We start from the raw sequence: 20,689 nt of genomic DNA on the forward strand, positions 1-20,689 counted from the left end.
TAAGCAAACACCCCTCTGCATTCCGAAAGGAGCGCAGAGGGGTGTTTGTGTATCCGGGCGGCTCAGCGGGGAGAGCCCAGACGGTATTTGAAATCGTGGTAGCCGAAGCGGGCCAGCGGCTGGGTGGTGCCGTTTTCATGCAGCACCCAGATATCCGGCAGGGGCATCCCGTTGAAGGTGTTGTTCTTGCAGGTGGAATAGATGGCCATGTCGCCGAAGATGAGCCGGTCACCCTCGGTGAGGGGGGCGGCAAAGCTGTAATCGCCCACCACGTCCCCGGCAAGGCAGGTGGGGCCGCCCAGCCGGAAGGTGCAGGGCTTTTCCCCCGGCTCGCCCGCGTCCAGCAGGGGCGGGCGGTAGGGCATCTCGATGACATCCGGCGTGTGGCAGGCTGCGGACATATCCAGAATGGCAAGATGTGTCTGACCATTCTGCAGGGTGTCCAGCACCGTGGTGACGAGGTAGCCCGCGTTCAGCGCCCAGGCCTCGCCCGGTTCCAGATACACCTGCACGCCGTACTTTTCCTGCATCCCGGTGATGCACTTTTCCAGCGTGGCAAGGTCGTAATCTGGGCGGGTGATGTGGTGCCCGCCGCCAAAGTTGAGCCACTTCATCCGGGGCAGCAGGTCACCGAATTTCGCTTCCAGCGCGGGCAGGGTGGCCGCCAGCGCGTCGGAATCCTGCTCGCACAGGGTGTGGAAGTGCAGGCCGTCCAGCAGGTCGGGCAGGTCAGGATGCTGCGCCGCAGCGGCATCCCACTGGGCGCGGGTGGTGCCCAGACGGCTGCCCGGGGCGCAGGGGTCATAGATCTCGTGGCCCTCCTGGGTGGAATGCTCGGGATTCACCCGCAGGCCCACGCTCTTGCCCGCCGCCTTTGCGGCCGGGCCGAACTTTGCCAGCTGGTGGGGTGAGTTGAACACGATGTGGTCAGCGTATTGCAGCAGCTCCTCGAACTGGTCGGCCCGGTAGGCGGCGCAGAACACATGGTTCTCCTTCTCCGGCAGCTTCTCCCTGCCCAGGCGGCTCTCGTACAGGCCGCTGGCCTCGGTGCCTGCCAGATAGGGGGCCAGCACCGGGTAGAGGTCGTAGTTGGAAAAGGCCTTCTGGGCCAGCAGGATCTTGCAGCCTGTCCGCTGCTGCACGCCCAGCAGGATCTCGCCGTTGCGGCGCAGCCGGGCTTCATCCAGCAGGTAGCATGGGGTGGGCAGGGCAGCCAGTGCAGCCGCAGAGAGGTTCGCCAGCCCCGCAAAGGGCGGGCGGGTGTCGGCCAGCCGCATCAGTCCACCAGAGCCGGGACGTGGCTCTCGGAGCGGGGCAGGCCGTACTTGTCCAGAGCATCCAGATACGGGTCCGGATCAAACTCTTCCACAGTGTGCACGCCCTTGGTGGTCCACTTACCGGTCAGCAGCATCAGTGCGCCGCACATGGCAGGCACACCGGTGGTGTAGCTGATGGCCTGAGAGCCGACCTCCTTGTAGCACTCCTGATGGTCGCAGACGTTGTAGATGTAGTAGGTCTTTTCCTTGCCGTCCTTCTTGCCGGTGAAGATGCAGCCGATGTTGGTCTTGCCCTTGGTGCGGGGGCCGAGGCTGGCGGGGTCGGGCAGCAGGGCCTTGAGGAACTGGATGGGCACGATCTCCTGACCGTTGAAGTTGACCGGGGTGGTGGACAGCATGCCCACGTCCTCCAGACAACGCATGTGGTCGAGGTAGCTCTGGCCGAAGGTCATAAAGAAGCGGATGCGCTTTGCCTCGGGGATGTTCTTGGCCAGAGACTCGATCTCCTCGTGGTGGAGCAGGTACATATCCTTCTGGCCCACCTGATCAAAGTGGTACTCCCGCTTGATGCTCATGGCCGGGATCTCCACCCAGTGGCCGTTCTCCCAGTAGCTGCCGGGGGCAGAGACCTCGCGCAGGTTGATCTCAGGGTTGAAGTTGGTGGCAAAGGCATAGCCGTGGTCGCCGCCGTTGCAGTCCAGAATGTCGATGGTGTCGATGGTGTCGAACTCGTGCTTCTTGGCGTAAGCGCAGTAAGCCTGGGTCACGCCCGGGTCAAAGCCGCTGCCCAGCAGGGCGGTCAGGCCGGCCTCCTCAAACTTCTTGGCGTAGGCCCACTGCCAGCTGTAATCAAAGTAGGCGGAGAAACCGGCCTCCTTGCAGCGCTTCTCGTAAATGGCGCGCCACTCCGGGTCGTCGGTGTTCTCAGGCTCGTAGTTGGCGGTGTCCATGTAGTTCACGCCGCAGGCCAGGCAGGCATCCATGATGGTCAGATCCTGATAGGGCAGGGCGATGTTCATCACCAGATCGGGCTGGTAGCTCTTGATGAGGGCGATGACCTCATCCACATGGTCGGCATCCACCTGTGCGGTGGTGATCTTGGTGGTGGTCTTGGGGGCCAGCTCGGCGGCCAGCTTGTCGCACTTTGCCTTGGTGCGGCTGGCGATGCAGATCTCGGTGAACACCTCGGGGACCTGGCAGCACTTGTGGATGGCAACGGAGGCCACGCCGCCGCAGCCGATGATCAGAACTTTGCTCATGTCGGTTACTCCTTTATCTGTAAAGTTGTCTTTTTACGGTCTGTCCTTATACCTGAAAGCCCGGCCAGCCCTTGTCCAGCGCAATCAGCAGCTCCCGCAGGACCTTGCAGGCCGTGGCCGTGGAAACGCCGGTGGTGTCCAGCGTGGGGGCCAGTTCGTTGAGGTCCGCACCCACGATGTTGGCCTTGGTCACGGTGCGGATGGCCTCCAGCAGCTGCAAAAAGCTCACGCCGCCGGCCTCCGGGGTGCCGGTGCCGGGGAAGCAGGAGGGGTCCAGACAGTCGAGGTCAATGGTCAGGTAAACGGGCACCTTGCTGGCACAGAGCTGCTCAGTGAGCTGGGCAAGGCCAGTGAAATCGAACTTGTGCATCTCAGTGTGGGCAGCCGCGAACTCAAACTCGGTGCGGTCACCGCTGCGGATGCAGAACTGGTGGATGCGCCCGTCGCCGATGAGGTCATGGCAGCGGCGCAGGACACAGGCGTGGCTGAGCTTTGCACCCAGATAGTCGTCCCGCAGGTCGGCGTGGGCATCAAAGTGGACGATGTGGAGGTCGGGGTACTTTTCCACCATGGCCCGCACGGCACCCAGCGTGACCAGATGCTCGCCGCCCAGCAGGAGGGGGAACTTGCCGTCGTGCAGGATCTCTGCCGCGCGGCTCTGGATGTCGGCCAGTGCGCTCTCGCTGGAGCCGAAGCAGAGCTCCAGATCGCCGCTGTCGAAGATGTCAAAATCGGTCAGGTCGGCGTTCTGGTAGGGGCTGTAGGTCTCCAGACCGTAGCTCTCATGCCGGATGGCAGCCGGGCCGAACCGGGCCCCCGGGCGGTAGCTGGTGGTGGAATCGTAGGGGGCACCGTACAGCACGATGCTGGCGGCACGGTAGCTGCTGTCGCAGCCGATAAAGGTTTCAACGTTGGGGTAAAGCATCAGTGTTCCTCCACTTCCCGCAGCATCTCCTCCAGAAAAGCCGGCAGGTAGAATGCTCCGATATGCAGTTTGGTGGTGTAGTACCGGGTGCGCATGTTCAGGGCCTTCCAAGCGTTTGCATCCAGATCATCGATGGGGTGGTACTTCTTGCTGGCAAAGCCGAACAGCCAGTAGCCCGCCGCAAAAGTGGGGATGTGGGCCTGATACACCCGGCTGATGGGGAAGGTGGAAGCGATGCGCTTGTGGCTGCGCTGCATGGCGTTGGCATCCTCGGCGTAGAAGGGGCTGCCCTGCTGGTTGACCATGATGCCGTCCTCTTTCAGGGCGTTGAAGCAGCTGCCGTAGAACTCGCGGGTGAACAGGCCCTCGCTGGGGCCGAAGGGGTCGGAGGAGTCCACGATGATGAGGTCGTATTCCTCCTCGCACTGGCGGATGAACTTGAGGGCGTTCTCAAAATAGATGTGCACCCGGCGGTCATCCATCCGGCAGGCGTTGCCGGGCAGGTAGGCGCGGCAGGCCTCCACCACCTGGGGATCCATCTCCACCAGGTCGATGCGCTCCACCCGGTCGTAGCGGGTCAGCTCCCGCACCACGCCGCCGTCGCCCGCGCCGATGACAAGGATATCCTTTGCCTCCCGGTGCACGGCCATGGGCACATGGACGATCATCTCGTCGTAGATGAACTCGTCCCGCTCGGTCAGCATCACATTGCCGTCCAGTGTGAGCACCCGGCCAAACTCGGGCGTTTCAAAAATATCAATGCGCTGATAATCGCTCTGCTTGGAGTAGAGCTGCTTGTTCACCCGGATGCTGTGCTTCACATCGGGGGTGTGAAATTCCGAAAACCAAAACTCCATCTGCTTTCCCTCCTTATGCCAGAACGTTCAGGTGCAAAATATCAGGGTCCTCGGGGCCGGTCATGCTGCAGCCCTTGGCCTTGGCGTACTCGATATAGTTCAGGATCTCCTTGGTGATGCGCTCGCCGGGGGCCAGAATGGGGATGCCCGGCGGGTAGCACATGACGAACTCGCTGCAGACCATGCCCTCGGTCTCCCGCAGGGGCAGGCTCTTTTTGGGGGCATAGAAGGCCTCCTGCGGGCTGGCGGCCACCACGGGGTCGATGTATTCCTGGCTCAGCAGGCCGGTGCCGTCGGTGTGGTAGCGGCGCTTGATCTCGGCCAGAGCGCTGACCAGCCGCTCGATCTCCTGGGGGCGGTCGCCGATGGAGAGGTAGGCAAGGATGTTGCCGATATCGCCGAACTCGATCTGGATGTCGTACTCGTCCCGCAGGATGTCGTAGACCTCGATGCCGGCAAGGCCGATGTCCAGCGTGTGGACGCTGAGCTTGGTGGTGTCAAAGTCAAAGACAGAGTTGCCGTTGCACAGCTCCTTGCCAAAGGCGTAGTAGCCGCCCACGGCGTTGATCTCTTCCCGGGCGTACTCGGCCATATCTGCCACCTGATGGAACACCTGCCGCCCCCGCAGGGCAAGGTTGCGGCGGGAGATGTCCAGACTGGACATGAGCAGGTAGCTGCCGGAGGTGGTCTGGGTCAGGTTGATGATCTGCCGCACATAGCCCTGATGCACATTGGGCCCGATGAGCAGCAGGCTGCTCTGGGTCAGGCTGCCGCCGCTCTTGTGCATGGAGACCGAGGCCATATCGGCCCCCGCTGCCATAGCGGAAACGGGCAGGCCGTTGCCAAAGTAGAAGTGGGTGCCGTGGGCCTCGTCGGCCAGGCAGAGCATCCCGGCCTCGTGGGCCATCTTCACGATGGCGCGCAGGTCGGAACAGATGCCGTAGTAGGTGGGGTTGTTCACCAGAACGGCCACGGCGTTGGGGTGCTCCTTGATGGCCTTGGCCACCTGCTCCCGCTTCATGCCCAGCGAGATGCCCAGCCGCTTGTCCACCTCGGGATTTACATAAACAGGGACCGCGCCGCAGAGCACCAGCGCGTTCAGCACACTGCGGTGCACGTTGCGGGGCAGGATGATCTCATCGCCCCGCTTGCAGGCTGTCAGCACCATGCTCTGCACAGAGCTGGTGGTGCCGCCCACCATTAAAAAGGCGTGGGCTGCGCCAAAGGCATCGGCGGCCAGCTCCTCGGCCTCCCGGATGACCGATACCGGGTGGCAGAGATTATCCAGCGGCTTCATGCTGTTTACGTCCACACCTACGCACTGCTGGCCCAGAAAGGCCGTCAGTTCCGGGTTGCCGCGGCCCCGCTTGTGGCCGGGTACATCAAAAGGTACCACACGCATCTGCCGGAACTGCTCCAGCGCCTCATAAATGGGCGCGCGGCGCTGATCCAGCCGGAACCGTGTACGGTTCTCACTCATCTTTTCTCCTCCGTCCCTGGTTCCGGCGCAGCAAAAAAGCGCAGGCCCACCACACTGGTGCAGACCTGCGCTTGAAAAAGCGTTGTGAACATGCAGATAAAGCCCCCCGGTGACACTGGGGAAAACCTCCGCATGGTTCAAAAAGACGGGATGACGAGAGTCTATATAGCAATTACACTTTTACTACTCTTATTGACCGTTTCACAAGTCTGCGCACGTTCTGCGCAATTTCATGGCTGTAAAGGAACCAACTTATAAAATTTGAGCTTTCAACTCAATCAATAATGGCAGCTTGCGCCGCCGGTCGGCAGTGGACCCGGCTGTCCGTATGGCCTTAGCCCCGATGGGCGGTCCCAGGTAATTTGCTTTGAAAAGACTCTGACACGCTTTGTCTCTCAAAATCGATGATATCTTATCATGCTATGAGGGTGGTGTCAATACTTTTTGGGAAAATAAAGCGGAAAATGGGCAAGCGGTTCGCATTATGACAAGGACACTGTAAAGACATGGTAAAAGTGTGGCAAAACACTTTGCACAGACACGGTAAAACGCTTTTGCTTGACAAATGAAAGAAATTCTACTATACTAATTCTTACCGGTGCGCCATCGCCAAGCGGTAAGGCAGGGGACTTTGACTCCCCCATCGTAGGTTCGACTCCTGCTGGCGCAACTGAAAAAGAACCCGCAGGGGGCCTGGGCGACAGGTTCCCTGCGGGTTTTATTTTTTGTGAAAAGAGGGTGTTTGTGTGAACGAAGAGAATTCTCTGCTGACCGGGGCAGTGCGGCCCGCGCTGCTGCGGTACGCGCTGCCCATTATCCTGAGCATGGTGGCAACACAGTTTTACGCCGTGGCCGATACCATGATCATCGGCCTGCGGCTGGATGCCGATGCGCTGGCGGCAGTGTCCAACGCTTCCACGGTGCTGATGATCTTTCTGTTCGTCTCCGGCGGCATGGAGCTGGGCGGCGGCCTGCTGGTGGCGGCGGGCAAGCCCACTGCTACAAAGCATGAGATGACAGAGCTGCTGTACAACCTGCTGTTCGTGGATGAGGTCATCGCCCTGTTGACCACGGCAGTGGGCTTTGTGACCCTGCCGGCCCTGCTGCGGCTGATCAACACGCCTGCGGAGATCCTGGATACCGCTGTGCTCTATGGGCGCATCTATCTGCTGGGGCTGCCATTTCTGATGCCCTATGATCTGAGCAAGGAGTGTGTCATGGGCTGCGGCGATTCCAAAACGCCGCTCAAGGTCATTGTGGCGACCAGCGTGATGAACATTGTGCTTGACCTTGTTCTGGTGGGGCCCTTCGGGGTGGCCGGTGCGGCGGCTGCCACAGCGGTGGCGCAGGTGGCGGGCGCGGTCTACATGGTGGCGTTTCTGCGCCGCACCCAGATGGACGCGGCCTTCTCGCCCCGGATGCTCAAGGCGCGCTATGCCAGGGATATCTTCCGGCTGTCGGCCCCCAACAGTGTCCAGCAGGCCAGCGGCACCATCATCACCACGGTCAAACAGGGGCTGCTGGGCGGCCTGGGTGTGGAAGCCATTGCAGGCTTCTCCTGCGCAGGCAAGCTGTCCAGTCTGCTGATGATGCCGGTGTTCGGCTTTGTGCAGTCTACAGTGTTCTTTATTGCGCAAAACACAGCCGCCCTTCAGCCGGGCCGTGTGAAAGAGGGCCTGCGGGAAGGGCGGCGGATCTTGTTGGTGTATTCGCTTGGGGTGGTGGCGGTCTGCATCGGCCTGCGGGGACCGCTGCTCCGGCTCTTTACCACCGACCCGGCAGCGGCCAGCTACGGCTGCACCATGCTGGCCTTTGAGTCGGTGACCTACCTGTTTGTGGCACAGAAGCATCTGTTCGAGGCCCGCCTGCGCGGTGCCCAGAAGATGGGGCTGTATCTGGCCTCCAGCCTGGGGCAGATCGCCCTGAACCTGCTGGCCTGTGTGATCCTGGTGCCCCGCATCGGTTTTGCAGGCTTCTGGATGTCCAGCTGGATCAGCGCACCCATCGGAATGCTGCTGGCGGCGGCGCTGGCGAACCTCTCAGGCACTTCGCACCAGCTTCCCTAATAGGGGATGACGGAGAGGTTCAGCCGATCACCTCATACTGAAAATACTCGCACTTGACCTTGCTGCCCACCTCGATCTCGGGCGGCAACAGGGCCAGCGCAACGGGGTTCAGCTCGTCACTTTCAATGTCGGTGCGGCGCAGGTTGACATAATCGCCGTCAAAGCTGACGACCTCGTAATACCAGGGGCCCATAGGATACCTTCTTTCATTTGAGCTTTTCTTTGAGCTGTCGCTTTTTGGAGCGGCGGCTTTTTTAATGCTTCCGTCTTTTCTTTTCGTCCCAGGCAAAGTGCCCGGTGTAGAGCAGGAACACGGGCAGGGCGGCAAGGGTGACAGTCCGGCTCAGGCGGATGCCGTCCGGCTGATAGACAAAGTCGATGGTGACCGTTCCGGCGGGGCAGAGAACGGCCATCAGGCCCTCGTCCACCTGCAGGATCTCGGTCTCCTGCCCATCCACATAGGCCGTGAAGCCGTCATCGTAGGGCACGGAGAAGAACATCAGGTTGGCCCTGTCCAGTGTGGCTTCAGCGTGGAAGCCTGCACTGGTCATCTCAAAGGCGGTGCAGGCAGAGGCCCGGCGGTCGGCGCAGTCCTGAGTGTAGCGGGTGTAGGTCAGGTCGTTGAGCTCTGCCGTGGGCAGGGGCGTGAGGTACTGCCCGTAGGCCACCGCATCCTCCTCAGTGAGCACCAGTGCCCGCATGAGCAGGTTGGAGCGGGTGGGGGTCACGGTGTCCTCGTACTGGGTCTCGGTGAGATAGTAATCGTAGGTGAAGCCCATGGGAACGTAGTTCTGGTTCTCGTAGAGAACATAGCCGTCCAGGGTATCGTAATACGCCCAGCCCTCATCGGCCTCAGCGTGGAACTGCTTCTGATGCGCAAGTGTGGTCAGCAGGTATCTGACGCTGAGCAGGCCGCGCAGGGCGTAGTTGGAGAGCTCGGGCTGACTGCGCACATCCCGCTTGACCCCCAGTGCCGGGTAGAAGCTGAGGATGCTGGGAGCGGCGGTGCTGCCGAAATACTGCAGGCAGCTCTTGTCCAGCCACAGGCCCAGATTGTCGTGGGTCTTGTAAGTGTCAATGCGCCAGTCACCCTCGGGCAGATCCTCCTTCAGGGCCAGCGCGTTGATGTACTGCTCCACAAGGTCACTGTCGGTGTTCCACTGGCCGAACTTGCCAATGCCGATGTGGACGATGCCGAACAGGCAGCTGAACGCCAGCACACCGGCCAGCAGACGGCGGGCAAAGACCCTGCGCTGCTGCCAGCGCCTGCAGATGCAATGGTAGACGGCCAGCCCGCCCAGACCAAAGGCGAGCACTGCGCAGTACTGGCCCGGATTCTGAAGCACGCCCAGGCTCCACTTCTTGGTGGTGGCATCCTGCACGGGCACCAGTGCAAAGGCCAGCGTGGCGATCATCACAAAGGCAATGCTCCGGGCGGGGCGGGCGAGGTCGAGGCTGGGGTCCTCCCACGCGCTCACCGTCATGGCCGCAAGGATGAGCACCGGCATATAGAACCACCGGGCATAGTAGCTGGAATTGAGGGCATAGAACGCGCTGTTCAGGATGGGCACCAGCGCAAATACCATGCAGACGGCAATGATCCGCTTTTTGCTGTCGCCCTGCCGGGCACGCCAGTAGGCCACCACACCGGCCAGACTGCACAGGGGCAGATAGGCTGTCATGCTGGTCCATTTGATGATGCCCTCAGACCAGATGGAGGTCATATAGGGGGAATCCGGGGGCAGCACCCAGCTCAGCAGGATGGCCAGATACTGCTGGGGCTTGGAATAGGTCAGAAAGCCCCAGCCGGAGGAAAGGTCGATGGTGCGCGGGTTCTGAAGCACGCTGAGGACAGTGGGCCAGAGCACCACAAAGCCCAGTGCCACGCCCAGCAGGCTCTCAAAGGCCAGCTGACCGAAGAGGCGGGGCGTGAGCCGGAACTCCCCGGCGGAGAGCTTGCAGACGAAGTAGATGACAAGGAAGAGCACCTGCCCCACAAAGAAGAAGTAGTTGTTGAGCAGGTTCACCGCCACCCAGAAGGCGAACCATCCGTGGCGGTGCTCGTAGATGGTTTCATCCAGTGCCCAGAGCATCCAGGGGAAGAGGGCCAGCACATCAATGAAGTGGTTGAAGAAGATGTTGTACAGCCCCCAGCCCGAAAAGGCGTAGAGGGCCGCACCCAGCACCGCAAAGTTCGGGTCTTTGACGTAGCGGCGCAGGTACAGATACGCGCCGCCGCCCGCCACCGCGAACTTGAGCACCAGCAGCGGCACCATGAGGTAGGGGAGCCAGTTCTGCGGGAAGAGCAGGGAAAACCAGAAGAAGGGGGAGCCGTACAGGTAGAACGAATAGGCGTTCATGGTTCCGCTGCCCAGGTCAGTTGCCCAGGAAAAGGTGTTCTTCACGCCTCCGTATCCGGCGGGGTAGCCTGCCCCCTTGAGAAAGCCGTTCATGTAGCGGTAAAAGCTGATCTGCTGGCTGTTGAAATCGCCTGCATAGTGGAAAAAGCCGCCGTCCAGCAGATAGAACGGCAGGAAGATGAGGGCGGCTGTCAGGGCGCAGAGCCCCACGGTGAGCCAGAACTTGTCCTGCTTCTGTCCCAGCATCCGGGGCGAAGAATGAAATGCAGTCATGCGTCAGTCCTCTTTTCAGTATCGGAAATTTCCCGCTTACGGGAACGGCACCTCGCGGGTGTCATCGGGGTCCTGCGCGGCCCTGCGCTGCTGCTCGAACACCGCGTCGATGAGGGTGTCGAGATCAGAAAGGCGGCTCAGCTCACAGCAGTAGCGCCGCAGGCTGGCGGCCCCCTTCAGGCCCTTCATGTAGTGCATGGTCTGGGCCCGGGCCTGGGGCATGGCAACGAACTCGCCCTTCTGCTCCACCATCTCCTCCACCTGCCGGCGCAGGGCGTTCATCCGGGCCTGCAGGTTCGGCTCCTTGGGGGCGGGCAGGCCCTCCAGCGCGGCGTTCACCCGCTCAAAGAGCCAGGGGTCGCCCAGGGCGGCCCGGGCGATCATCACGCCGTCGCAGCCGGTCTCCTCCACCATCCGCACAGCATCCTCGGCGGTGCGGATATCGCCGTTGCCCAGCACGGGAACGTGGACGGCATCCTTCACCGCCGCAATGATGGACGGGTCGATGCCCGGGGTGTACATCTGCTCCCGGGTGCGGGCGTGGACGGCGATGAGCACTGCGCCCGCCTGCTCGCAGGCTTTGGCGCATTCCACGGCCGTGACGTGCTCCGCGTCCCAGCCCTTGCGCATCTTCACGGTGACGGGGCGGGAGGTGTTTTTGACCACTTCCTCCACAATACGGCCGCAGCGGTCGGGGTCAAGCATCAGCTTGCTGCCCGCCCCGCCCGAGACGATCTTGGGGGCCGGGCAGCCCATGTTGATGTCCAGAAAATCGAACGTGTACTGCTCCACGGCGGCAGCGGCCTGCCCCATGATCTCGGGCACCTCGCCAAAGATCTGCACGCCGTAGGGGGCACCGTTGGGTTCGGCCTTGAGCAGGCTGACGGTTTTGTGGTCGCCGTATACCAGCGCCCGGCTGGACACCATCTCACTGACGGTAAAACCGGCTCCGTGCTGGGCCATCAGCCGCCGGGCCGGGGCATCGGTAAAGCCCGCCATGGGGCCGAACACTGCCCGGTGGGGCAGGGAGATCTCCCTGATCTTCAAAGGGGTGTTGAAAGGTTCCATGATACTCCTTAGCGCTATCTGATTTAGTTGATAACATGATAAAATTTGGATTATAAGTATACCATATTTCCGGCGGCAGAACAAGAAGCGGAACATCTTTCTTGTCAGCGCGGGATTTTTCCGGTATACTGGGGGACAAAAGGAGGAGCGGCTGGAACACGGCAGCCAGCTGCACAAAAGAGATGGAATACAGAACATGGAAAAAGCAGAACGGCGCAGGGGAGAGCATCCGCACCTCCCTGCTGGGCTATGGCTGTATGCGGTTCCCCACCACACCGGAGGGAGCCATTGACGAGCCCCGGGCCGAAGCGCTGCTGAACGCCGCGCGGGATGCAGGCGTGAACTATTTTGACACCGCCTACCCCTACCACGGCGGCCGGAGCGAGCCCTTTGTGGGCAGGGTCATTGCAAAGTGGCCCCGGGAGAGCTTTTATCTGGCCACCAAGATGCCGCTGTGGCAGTGCGGGAGCCTGGAGGAGGCCCAGCATATCTTTGAAGAGCAGCTCCGGCGGCTGGGCGTGGAGTACATCGACTTCTACCTGCTGCACTCCCTGCACGCCGCCCGGTACGACCGGGCCAAGGAAATGGGCATCGTGGACTGGCTGTGGGAGCAGAAAAAGCTGGGCCGTATCCGCAGCTTCGGCTTCTCCTGCCACGACAACGCAGCGGGCCTTGAGCACATCCTGCGGGATCAGCCCTGGGATTTCTGCCAGCTGCAGTATAACTATCTGGACACCGATGACCGTGCCGAGGAGATCTCGGGTGACCGCGGCTATCAGCTGACCGAGGAGCTGAACATCCCCCTCATCATTATGGAACCCATCAAGGGCGGCACGCTGGCCAACCTGCCCCCGGAGGCCGAAGCACCCCTCAAGGCCCTGCGGCCCGAGGCCTCGGATGCCTCCTGGGCCCTGCGCTGGGTGGGCAGCCACCGGAACGTCCATGTCATCCTCTCGGGCATGAGCGCCGAGGACCAGCTCACGGATAACCTGGCCACCTTTGCCCGCTTTGAGCCGCTGACCGCTGCAGAGACCGCCGCAGTGGAGCAGACCGCCGCCTTCCTGCACAGCCGCATCAAGATCGGCTGCACCGGCTGCCGGTACTGTATGCCCTGCCCCATGGGGGTGGACATCCCGGACAACTTCAGCATCTGGAACAAGCTGGGGATGTTCGGCCAGCCCGAGGCCATCAAGCACCAGTGGGAAGCCCACTTCCCCGATGCCGAAAAGGCCAGCCACTGCGTCCGCTGCGGCAAGTGCGAGGCGGCCTGCCCCCAGCATCTGCCCATCCGCAATGCGCTGGCCCAGCTGCAGCAGGAGCTGGATCAGCTGTAATCTGCATCAGAAAAGCCACCGGCAAAAACCGGTGGCTCTTTTCTCTTATTCGCTCCACTCCATCCCGATCTTATCCAGCATTGCGCGGCGCTCAGGGGTGAGCTTGGGGTCGTGGGCGGTATCCCACTCCCGCATCCGGCGGAGCCAGTCGCCCAGGCAGAAGCCGGTTTCGTCGGATTTGTAGTTGGCGGCGGCGTGGAGATTGCCGTGGGCCTTGTAGTAGGCTTTGGCCTGCTGATAGGCGGTTCCCCACTTGGCATCCCGGGCATCCCACACCATGCCCAGCTTGTCCAGCAGGGCCTTGCGCTCAGGGGTGACCCGGGCGCTGGAGCGGTCCGGGTTCAGGTAGGCATAGCGCTGGCGTGCCACCCACTTGCCCAGCAGCACTCCGTCCGGCGTGACATACTCCGAGGGGACGTTCAGGTTGCCGTGCTCATGGTAGTAGGCGGCGGCAACATCGTACAGGGACATCCACTTGCGGTCGTTGCGGTTGGTCCAGTCCATGCCCAGAGCGTCCAGCCGCTCCACCTGCTCCTGAGGCAGCTCACCTGCCTTGTGAGCGGCGCGCTGGGCTCCCAGCCAGACCCCCAGACCGAAGCCGGAGGGCGTTTCGTACTTGATTGGCACTTCCAGATCGCCGTGCTCCAGATAATACTGGGTGGCGGCGGCATAGTTCTGCTCCCACAGATCGTTGGAGGTGCTCCACACCATGCCGATGGCTTCCAGCCGCTCGATGCGATTCTGGGTCAGGTTGCCGCCCAGATAGCGCTGGCGGTTGTAGACGATCCATTCGCCCAGCGCAAAATCATTTTTATCGCGGTAGCGCACCGGCACCAGCAGGTCGCCGTGCTCGGTGCGGTATTTCTGCGCGGAGGCAAAGCCTTTTTCCCAGGCGGCCTCCAGCCGGTGGTTCCAGCGGATGCCCAGTTTTTCCAGCTTGGCGGCCTGTTCCGCTGTCAGGCGGCCCGGGCGCTGCCCGGCCTGTACCTGCCGCTGGAGCTCGAGCCACTTGCCCACGGGCACGCCGCTGTGGATGGTATAGCTCCGGGGCAGCTCCAGGGTGCCCTCTTTGGCGGCGGCATCGGCGGCAGCCTGACACAGCACCTCCCAGCGGGCCTCCATCTCCCGGCGCAGCTTGCCATACAGGCGGTAGGTCTGCTGCATGGGGCGCTCCTGCCGGAAGCCCGGCGTTTTGCTGCCGGCTCTGGTCATGGCCTCGGTGCAGTCACGCTGCAGGGTACGGCCGTTGCCCAGCCCCTCGAACTGCGCCACAAGGTCGAACACCGGTACGCTGCGGCTGCCTGCAGCCACCAGCGCGCGGCAGAGCATCTGCTTGAAGGTGGACATCAGGCTGGACTGGCGCACCAGAATGACCCCGGCCAGCCCCTCCAGCGGCTGCTGGACTCCCGGCGCGTTGACGCAGAGCAGGACCTTGGGGCCGGGGGCCGTATCGGAGAGAAAGGTCTCCACAGCAGCAGAATCCGCAAAGCAGGCGTGATCTGCGGCGTAAAAGCGGACGGCAGGGTCCACAGTGCGCAGCAGCTGTTCCAGCTCCGCGCCCAGCTTTTCCTGATAGGCGGCGGATTCAAACAGGACCAGATAATGGCCGCTGGTATCGCTGAGCAGGCGGGGCAGCAGAACGGTCAGGTTTTCCACCTGACGCAGAGACCAGCTCAGCTCTTCATATTGAACGCGCAGGGAGGTGTCGCCCTTGGGCATACACAGGTTTTTGATCCGGGCGCGCAGGGTGGCCAGCTCCTCCTCCTGAGGCCAGAGCAGGGCCGCATAGGCCGAGGGCACTGGCATGGTCCCGGCGGCCATGGCCTCGGCCACAGTCATGTGGGAGACGATGCAGTCGGCAAACAGCTCCTGCGCGGCGGCGCAGACGGGGGCACCGTTGGGCACACCCAGCCCCAGCACCTTTGCCTGGGGGCACATCCGCAGCAGCTTCTGTACCGACTGTGCCCAACACACGGCGCTCAACTCATGGTAGCAGTCCAGCACGATGCAGCCGGGTATCTGCTCCCCCAGCCGCACCCACTGCTCCGGGGTGGCAGCGGCCAGCTTTTCGCAATCACAGAAGCGGACATTGCCGGGCAGGGTGCCGCCGTTGTAGCGTGTCAACTCTGCCTGCCGCAGGGCCAGACGCTGTGCACCGGCCACCAGCCAGAAAAAGGTGGTCTGGGGGTGAGCCTCCACCACCTTCCAGGCAATACAGCTTTTGCCGGTGCCGGTGGGGTGGAACACGGCGGCCCGGTTCAGGGTCTCCAGAGACTGTACAGCTTTCTGAAAAGCGGCTTCGTTGACGGGATTCAGGGTCATCGACATGGTGGTAGTGTCCTCTCCGAGTTGCATGTTTGACATCGTTGGATACAACGAAAATATTTCATAGAATTAGTTTATCGCAAAAAACATTTTTCTGTCAAGCCCTTTGAAGAGAATTTAGAGCAAAACTCGGGAAAAGAATAAAAATAGTGTGGAATCTGTGGCAGAAACTGCGAACTTTGTGCGCAGCAACGGGGATACTGAAAGTGGAAATGCGTCCCGGAGCGGAGAGAAAGTATGACCTATGGCAGGAAGAAGACTTCTTTTGCCCCGGCGGAGCTGCCCGGGCCGCACCGGGGAGATTTGGGCGGGCGGGCTGCTGCAGAACATCCAAGAAGCATTTCATCTTTGCGGCCGAAAAAATGAAAAATTCCCTCTTGACTTTATGAAAATAAAGCGTATAATGCAATCAACAAACCGATGAGGCGGAAGAGAACCTGCAAGCGCACTTACAGTGAGCCCGAATGGTGAAAACGGGCAGAGAGCGGGGCAGAGTTCGTGGGCCGCCGAGGGCCGGGCGAACAGGGCAGTGCCTTTAGTAGCTTGGGACGGAAGCCTCCGTTACAGGGCAGGGGAGTGTTGGCTCTCCGTTGAGGGGCTCCTGCAGTTTTCCATGGTGGGAAGACGAGCGGAGCAAGCAAGGTGGCACCGCAGATTCGAATTTCTCGACTCTGTCCTTGTGGATGAACACACAGGGACGGGGCCGTTTTTATTTTACCCGTTCCGCAGGTGGAGCGGGTTTTATTTATTTTTGGGCCGCCCGCTCCGGGAAAGGAGCAACCGCTATGAAAACCATGAACATGATCTCCCGCCGCAGCTTCCTGAAGGCTACCGCCGCAGCCGCTGTCGTATCCGCACTGGGCCTGACCGGCTGCGGCTCCTCCGGCTCTTCTGCCGCAGCATCCAGCACCGCTTCCAGCGCTGCCGGTTCCGCTGCCGCCGCTTCTGAGGCAGGCCAGACCTTTAAGGTGGGCATCGTCAACTATGTCGATCATGCTTCCCTGAACCAGATTGTGGCCTCTGTTGAGAGCCGCCTGGATAAGGTGGGCGCGGAGAAGGGCGTGACCTTCGACTATGCCGATTACTACGCCAACGCCCAGGCTGACCAGTCCAACCTGAACCAGATCGGTGCAGACCTGGTGGCCGACCAGGTAGATGTCATTGTGGCCGTGGCCACCCCCACTGCCGCCACCATGCTGGCCGCTGTGGAAGATACCGACATCCCTGTGGTCTACTCTGCCGTCACCGACCCTGTTTCCGCCGGGTTTGACGGGGAGGAGGGCATCACCGGCACCTCCGATGCCCTGAACACCGAGGCCATTATGAACCTCATCACTGCCATCAACCCCGACATCGACACCATCGGTCTGCTGTACGACCTGAGCCAGGATGCCTCCACCCAGGCCATCGCCGATGCCAAGGCGTTCTGCGACAGCAAGGGCATCAAGTACATTGAAAAGAACGGTACCACCACCGCCGAGGTGCAGATGGCTGCTGAGGCCCTTGTGGCTGCCGGTGTCAAGGCAGTGTTCACCCCCACCGACAACACCGTGATGACCGCCGAGCTGTCCATCTATGAGACCTTTACCGATGCAGGCGTGATGCACTTCACTGGTGCCGACAGCTTTGCACTGAACGGTGCCTTTGTGGGCTACGGCGTGGATTACGTCCAGCTGGGCGAGGCCACCGCCGATATGGTAGTGGAGCTGCTCTGCGAGGGTAAGACCACCGCCGACCTGCCCTATCAGACCTTCGACAACGGCATCGTGACCATCAATACAGAAACGGCCGCAGCATTGGGCATGGACGACAATACCCTGAACATGATTAAGGAAGCCTTCAAGCCCTACTGCACCGAAATTGTGGTAGTGACCACGCAGGAGAATTTCTAAAAAGGAGTACATCAACCATGCTGGCGAGTATCTTTTCGCTCAACGTGATCCAGACGGCGCTGGAGCTGGGCTGCATTTACGGTCTGGTGGCGCTGGCGCTGTTTCTGAGCTATTCGATCCTGAACATTGCCGACTTGTCCACCGATGGCTGCTTCACCCTTGGCTGTGCCGTGGCCTGCCAGGTGGCGCTGACAGGCCACCCCATCCTGGCCCTGTTCGCGGCCATGGCGGCGGGTGTGTGTTCGGGCTTTGTCACCGCCTTTTTGCAGACACGTCTGGGCGTTGAGAGCATCATGGCAGGCATCATCGTGAACACCGGTCTATACACCATCAATCTGGCGGTCATGGGCTTTTCGTCCACGATGTCCCTGGTCAAGACCGATACGGTATTCTCGCTGGCAAAATCCGCACTGGCCTTTACGGGCGGCTGGTATAAGCTGGTCATCGCGGCGGCGGTCATTGTACTCGCCTGTGCCGCCATGGTGGGTTTCCTGGGCACCCGGCTGGGCCTTTCCATCCGCGCCACCGGCGACAATGCCGCCATGGTGCGGGCCTCCAGCATCAACCCGGCCTTCACCATCACAGTGGGCCTGTGCATCTCGGGCGCGCTGACCGCCCTTTCCGGCGGCCTGCTGGCCCAGTATCAGAAGAGCAGCGACATCAACGTGGGCACCGGCATGGTGACCATCGCACTGGCTTCCCTTATCATCGGCGAAACGCTGGTGGGCAAGCGCACCATGGTGCGCCGGGTGCTGGGCGTGGTGTTCGGCAGCTGCCTGTATCGCTTTATCGTGGCCGTGGCCCTGCGCTTCAATGTGCCCGCCGCCGCTATGAAGCTGGTGAGTGCCCTCATCGTGGCTGTAGCCATCTCGATGCCCGCCATCCGGGCAAAGTTTGCCTTTGAGCAGCGCAAGCACAATGCCCGGAAGGAGGTGCACTGAGATGGAAATGCTGGAACTGAACAACCTGCACAAGACCTTTAATCCCGGAACCGTCAACGAAAAGGTGGCCCTGAACGGTGTGAGCCTGCACATGGAAGCAGGCGACTTTGCCACCATCGTGGGCTCCAACGGCGCGGGCAAATCCACCATGTTCAACGCCATCACCGGCGGTTTCATTGCCGACGAGGGCAGCATCGTGCTGGGCGGGCAGGACATTACCTTTGCGCCCGAGTATGAGCGCAGCAAGGTCATCGGCCACCTGTTCCAGGACCCCCTCAAGGGCACGGCCCCCAATATGACCATTGAGGAAAACCTTGCGCTGGCCTATCTCCGGGCAGGAACCGCCCCCCACGCTATCTTCTCCCGCATCTCCCGCAAGGATAAGGAGCTGTTCCGGGAAAAACTTGCCCTGCTGAACATGGGCCTTGAGGACCGGATGAAGCAGCCGGTGGGTCTGCTCTCGGGCGGCCAGCGGCAGGCGCTGACCCTGCTCATGGCCACCCTCGTTACCCCCAAGCTCCTGCTGCTGGACGAGCACACTGCCGCCCTCGACCCTGCTACGGCGGAGAAGGTGCTGGAGCTGACCAAGAGCATCGTGGCCGAGAAAAAGATCACCTGCCTGATGGTCACCCACAACATGCATCAGGCCCTCGAGCTGGGCAACCGCACCCTGATGATGGACGGCGGCCGCATCGTGTTCGATGTCAAGGGCGAGGAGCGCAGTAAGATGACCGTGGACGACCTGCTGGAAAAGTTCCGCGAGAATGCCGGCAAGGCCCTGGACAATGACCGTATCCTGCTGAGCAAGGTGGAAGCGGGCAACTGAAAAGAAACTCAAAATGCCCTGTCTGGACCCGAAACCGTGTCAGACAGGGTATTTTTGATACAACAAGGAGAAAACGAAATGAAAATTACGATCCGTACCCCGCAGATGCAGGATTATGACCGCTTTTCTGCTATTATGGATCAGGTCCAGCAGATGCACGTGGATTGGCGGCCGGATGTCTACAAGCCGGCCAGCCCATTGATCACAAAGGAACTGTTTGGCGAACTCCTGAAAGGAGACAGCTGGTATGTTGCCGAGACGGACGGCATCGTTGTTGGTGTTCTGGAAGTGTTCAAGCGGCATGTGGAAAGCCCGGCACAGGTGACGAAAGATATTTTGTTCGTCAGTACCATGGCGGTGGAGGAAGCGTACAGGGGCAAGGGAATCGGACACCAGTTCTTTGATAAGGTGAAGCAACTCAAAGCAGAAAAAGGATGCGACACCATTGAACTGCAGGTGAACGCTAAAAATAAAATGGCGTATGAGATGTACCGGAACTACGGCTTTACGGAAAAGTCCATCAATATGGAACTGAAATAAGCAACAAAAAGAGCAGAGCGCTCCAGCCAGCTGGCCAGACGCTCTGCTCTTTTTCATGCAATATACTGAAAACTCAGAACTTACTTCACATACTCAACGGTGTACTCGAAACCATACTCTTCCTGCAGTTTCTTGACGGCAGGCTCGCAGTCCTCGATGAAGCTGGGTGCGTAGACGGAAGCACCATTGTGGTCCTTCTTGTAGTCCTCCACGATCTGCTGCAGCTTTGCCCAGCCCTCGTTGGCCTTGGCGTTGTCAACAGTGTCGGGGAAGTTGATGATGAATTCACGGTGCTGCGGAATACGAGCTTTCATAAGTGATATCTCCTTATTTGACAATTTGTAGTTTGTTACTTGATTTATACAGAAGCGTAATGCTTTTGTAGATAACGGATAGATTGTATAGAAGGATAGCCTGCCCTCTGTGCCCGGCTGCTGCCGGTTTCAGACGGAGAGGTTATACACCTGGCAGGCATTCTCCACCGTCTGCCGGAACACCTGCTCCGGTTCCTCACCCTTGACGCTGGCGATATACTCGCCCACATAGCGGATGAGGGAGCTGTCGCAGCGGGTGCCGCGGACAGGCTCCGGGGCCATATAGGGGCAGTCGGTTTCCAGGACAATGCATTCCAGCGGCAGGGCGGCAATGGCCTTGGCGGCACGCTTGGCCCCCTTGAAGGTGCAGGCCCCGCCAAAGCCGATGTAGAGCCCCTGCTCTGCCAGCCAGAGCGCGTCATCGGCGCTGCCGGAATAGCAGTGGACGATGCCCTTGGGCCGGTACTTTTTCAGCAGGGCGTAGACATCGGCGTGGGCGCTGCGGTCGTGCACGATGATGGGCTTGTCCAGTTCCAGTGCCAGCCGGATCTCGGCCTCAAACAGCGCCAGCTGGGCGTCCTTGGGCACGGGCCAGTGGTAATCCAGTCCGCACTCCCCCACAGCCACCACCTTGGGGTCCTCGTAATAGGGGGCAAGGGCACGCATCTCTGCGGCCCAGTCGCCGCCGTATACCGAAACAGTAGGGGCGGGGCCTTCCTCACCGCAATCCTCCGGGGCCAGCAGGCTCTCCGGATGGATGCCGACGGCGGCGTACACCCAGGAATATTTGTGGGCCAGCTCCAGCACCTTGGGCGCATCGCCCGAATGGGTGGCCTGCTCGCACACGCCCACCACCCCTTTGCCGGGCAGGCTGTCCAGCAGGGCAAAGCGGTCCGCGTCAAAGGCACGGGCGCTGTAATGGGCGTGGGTATCAAAGATGGGGTATTCCATA

Annotated in this window: 17 protein-coding genes and 1 tRNA gene; 7 read left to right on the top strand and 11 right to left on the bottom strand. The window is 61.0% G+C overall.

Translation table 11 applies throughout. The annotated features are described in order from the left end of the window. Positions 1-62: 62 nt before the first annotated feature. Genes P0G09_RS13415 through P0G09_RS13435 form a run of 5 tightly spaced genes read right to left on the bottom strand, consistent with a single transcriptional unit; the run spans position 63 to position 5,798 of the window. Positions 63-1,277 carry a carboxynorspermidine decarboxylase gene (locus P0G09_RS13415; protein WP_275252906.1) on the bottom strand — a complete coding sequence of 405 codons (1,215 nt, stop codon included), beginning with the start codon at positions 1,275-1,277 and terminating at the stop codon, positions 63-65. Beyond that, a complete protein-coding gene (locus P0G09_RS13420) occupies positions 1,277-2,536 on the bottom strand; it encodes a saccharopine dehydrogenase family protein (protein WP_275252907.1) in 1,260 nt (419 codons plus the stop codon). The genes P0G09_RS13415 and P0G09_RS13420 overlap by 1 nt, the downstream gene beginning before the upstream one ends. 46 nt (positions 2,537-2,582) lie before the next feature. Further along, positions 2,583-3,461: an agmatinase gene (gene speB / locus P0G09_RS13425; RefSeq protein ID WP_005932969.1), complete on the bottom strand. Its 879-nt coding sequence runs from the start codon at positions 3,459-3,461 to the stop codon at positions 2,583-2,585. Further along, positions 3,461-4,318, bottom strand: coding sequence for a polyamine aminopropyltransferase (gene speE, locus P0G09_RS13430; RefSeq protein WP_097772565.1), 858 nt, complete (start codon positions 4,316-4,318; stop codon positions 3,461-3,463). The genes speB and speE overlap by 1 nt, the downstream gene beginning before the upstream one ends. Positions 4,319-4,331: 13 nt before the next feature. Continuing rightward, positions 4,332-5,798: an aminotransferase class I/II-fold pyridoxal phosphate-dependent enzyme gene (locus P0G09_RS13435; protein ID WP_005932972.1), complete on the bottom strand. Its 1,467-nt coding sequence runs from the start codon at positions 5,796-5,798 to the stop codon at positions 4,332-4,334. A gap of 599 nt (positions 5,799-6,397) precedes the next feature. On the opposite strand from P0G09_RS13435, the gene P0G09_RS13440 reads away from it, so the two are divergent. After that, a tRNA-Gln gene (locus tag P0G09_RS13440) sits at positions 6,398-6,468 on the top strand. 76 nt (positions 6,469-6,544) lie between these two features. Beyond that, on the top strand, positions 6,545-7,864 hold the full coding sequence (locus P0G09_RS13445) for an MATE family efflux transporter (protein WP_275252908.1): 1,320 nt from the start codon (positions 6,545-6,547) through the stop codon (positions 7,862-7,864). Positions 7,865-7,883: 19 nt separating this feature from the next. Here P0G09_RS13445 and P0G09_RS13450 read toward each other — a convergent pair whose 3' ends face one another. The 3 genes from P0G09_RS13450 to dusB form a co-directional block, all read right to left on the bottom strand. After that, positions 7,884-8,057 (bottom strand): chorismate--pyruvate lyase, encoded by a 174-nt coding sequence (locus tag P0G09_RS13450; protein WP_097770869.1) that lies wholly within the window; start codon positions 8,055-8,057, stop codon positions 7,884-7,886. 61 nt (positions 8,058-8,118) lie between these two features. After that, on the bottom strand, positions 8,119-10,497 hold the full coding sequence (locus P0G09_RS13455; RefSeq protein ID WP_275252909.1) for a YfhO family protein: 2,379 nt from the start codon (positions 10,495-10,497) through the stop codon (positions 8,119-8,121). A 36-nt stretch (positions 10,498-10,533) separates the two neighbouring features. Further along, positions 10,534-11,565 (bottom strand): tRNA dihydrouridine synthase DusB, encoded by a 1,032-nt coding sequence (gene dusB, locus P0G09_RS13460; RefSeq protein ID WP_275252910.1) that lies wholly within the window; start codon positions 11,563-11,565, stop codon positions 10,534-10,536. A 182-nt stretch (positions 11,566-11,747) separates the two neighbouring features. On the opposite strand from dusB, the gene P0G09_RS13465 reads away from it, so the two are divergent. Next, a complete protein-coding gene (locus P0G09_RS13465) occupies positions 11,748-12,899 on the top strand; it encodes an aldo/keto reductase (protein ID WP_275252911.1) in 1,152 nt (383 codons plus the stop codon). Positions 12,900-12,944: 45 nt separating this feature from the next. Here the strand turns inward: P0G09_RS13465 and P0G09_RS13470 are convergent, their stop codons facing one another. Then, positions 12,945-15,227 (bottom strand): helicase associated domain-containing protein, encoded by a 2,283-nt coding sequence (locus tag P0G09_RS13470; protein WP_275252912.1) that lies wholly within the window; start codon positions 15,225-15,227, stop codon positions 12,945-12,947. 782 nt (positions 15,228-16,009) lie between these two features. On the opposite strand from P0G09_RS13470, the gene P0G09_RS13475 reads away from it, so the two are divergent. The 4 genes from P0G09_RS13475 to P0G09_RS13490 all read left to right on the top strand — a co-directional run bounded on the left by P0G09_RS13475 (position 16,010) and on the right by P0G09_RS13490 (position 19,423). After that, on the top strand, positions 16,010-17,116 hold the full coding sequence (locus P0G09_RS13475) for an ABC transporter substrate-binding protein (protein ID WP_275252913.1): 1,107 nt from the start codon (positions 16,010-16,012) through the stop codon (positions 17,114-17,116). Between the two features lie 17 nt (positions 17,117-17,133). Beyond that, positions 17,134-18,057 (top strand): ABC transporter permease, encoded by a 924-nt coding sequence (locus tag P0G09_RS13480; protein ID WP_156061928.1) that lies wholly within the window; start codon positions 17,134-17,136, stop codon positions 18,055-18,057. Between the two features lie 7 nt (positions 18,058-18,064). Continuing rightward, a complete protein-coding gene (locus tag P0G09_RS13485) occupies positions 18,065-18,883 on the top strand; it encodes an ATP-binding cassette domain-containing protein (protein WP_035394259.1) in 819 nt (272 codons plus the stop codon). Positions 18,884-18,961: 78 nt separating this feature from the next. Next, complete coding sequence (locus P0G09_RS13490; RefSeq protein WP_275252914.1) at positions 18,962-19,423, top strand: GNAT family N-acetyltransferase; 462 nt, start codon at positions 18,962-18,964, stop codon at positions 19,421-19,423. 80 nt (positions 19,424-19,503) lie between these two features. On the opposite strand, the gene P0G09_RS13495 is transcribed toward P0G09_RS13490, so the two are convergent. Together P0G09_RS13495 and P0G09_RS13500 are read right to left on the bottom strand one after the other, a co-directional pair. Next, complete coding sequence (locus P0G09_RS13495) at positions 19,504-19,737, bottom strand: hypothetical protein (RefSeq protein ID WP_005933001.1); 234 nt, start codon at positions 19,735-19,737, stop codon at positions 19,504-19,506. Positions 19,738-19,866: 129 nt separating this feature from the next. Beyond that, positions 19,867-20,688 carry a TatD family hydrolase gene (locus tag P0G09_RS13500; RefSeq protein ID WP_275252915.1) on the bottom strand — a complete coding sequence of 274 codons (822 nt, stop codon included), beginning with the start codon at positions 20,686-20,688 and terminating at the stop codon, positions 19,867-19,869. Position 20,689: the final 1 nt, after the last annotated feature.

Source organism: Faecalibacterium sp. DFI.5.82, assembly GCF_029076575.1.
In the GTDB taxonomy this organism is placed as follows: Bacteria; Bacillota; Clostridia; order Oscillospirales; family Ruminococcaceae; genus Faecalibacterium; species Faecalibacterium duncaniae.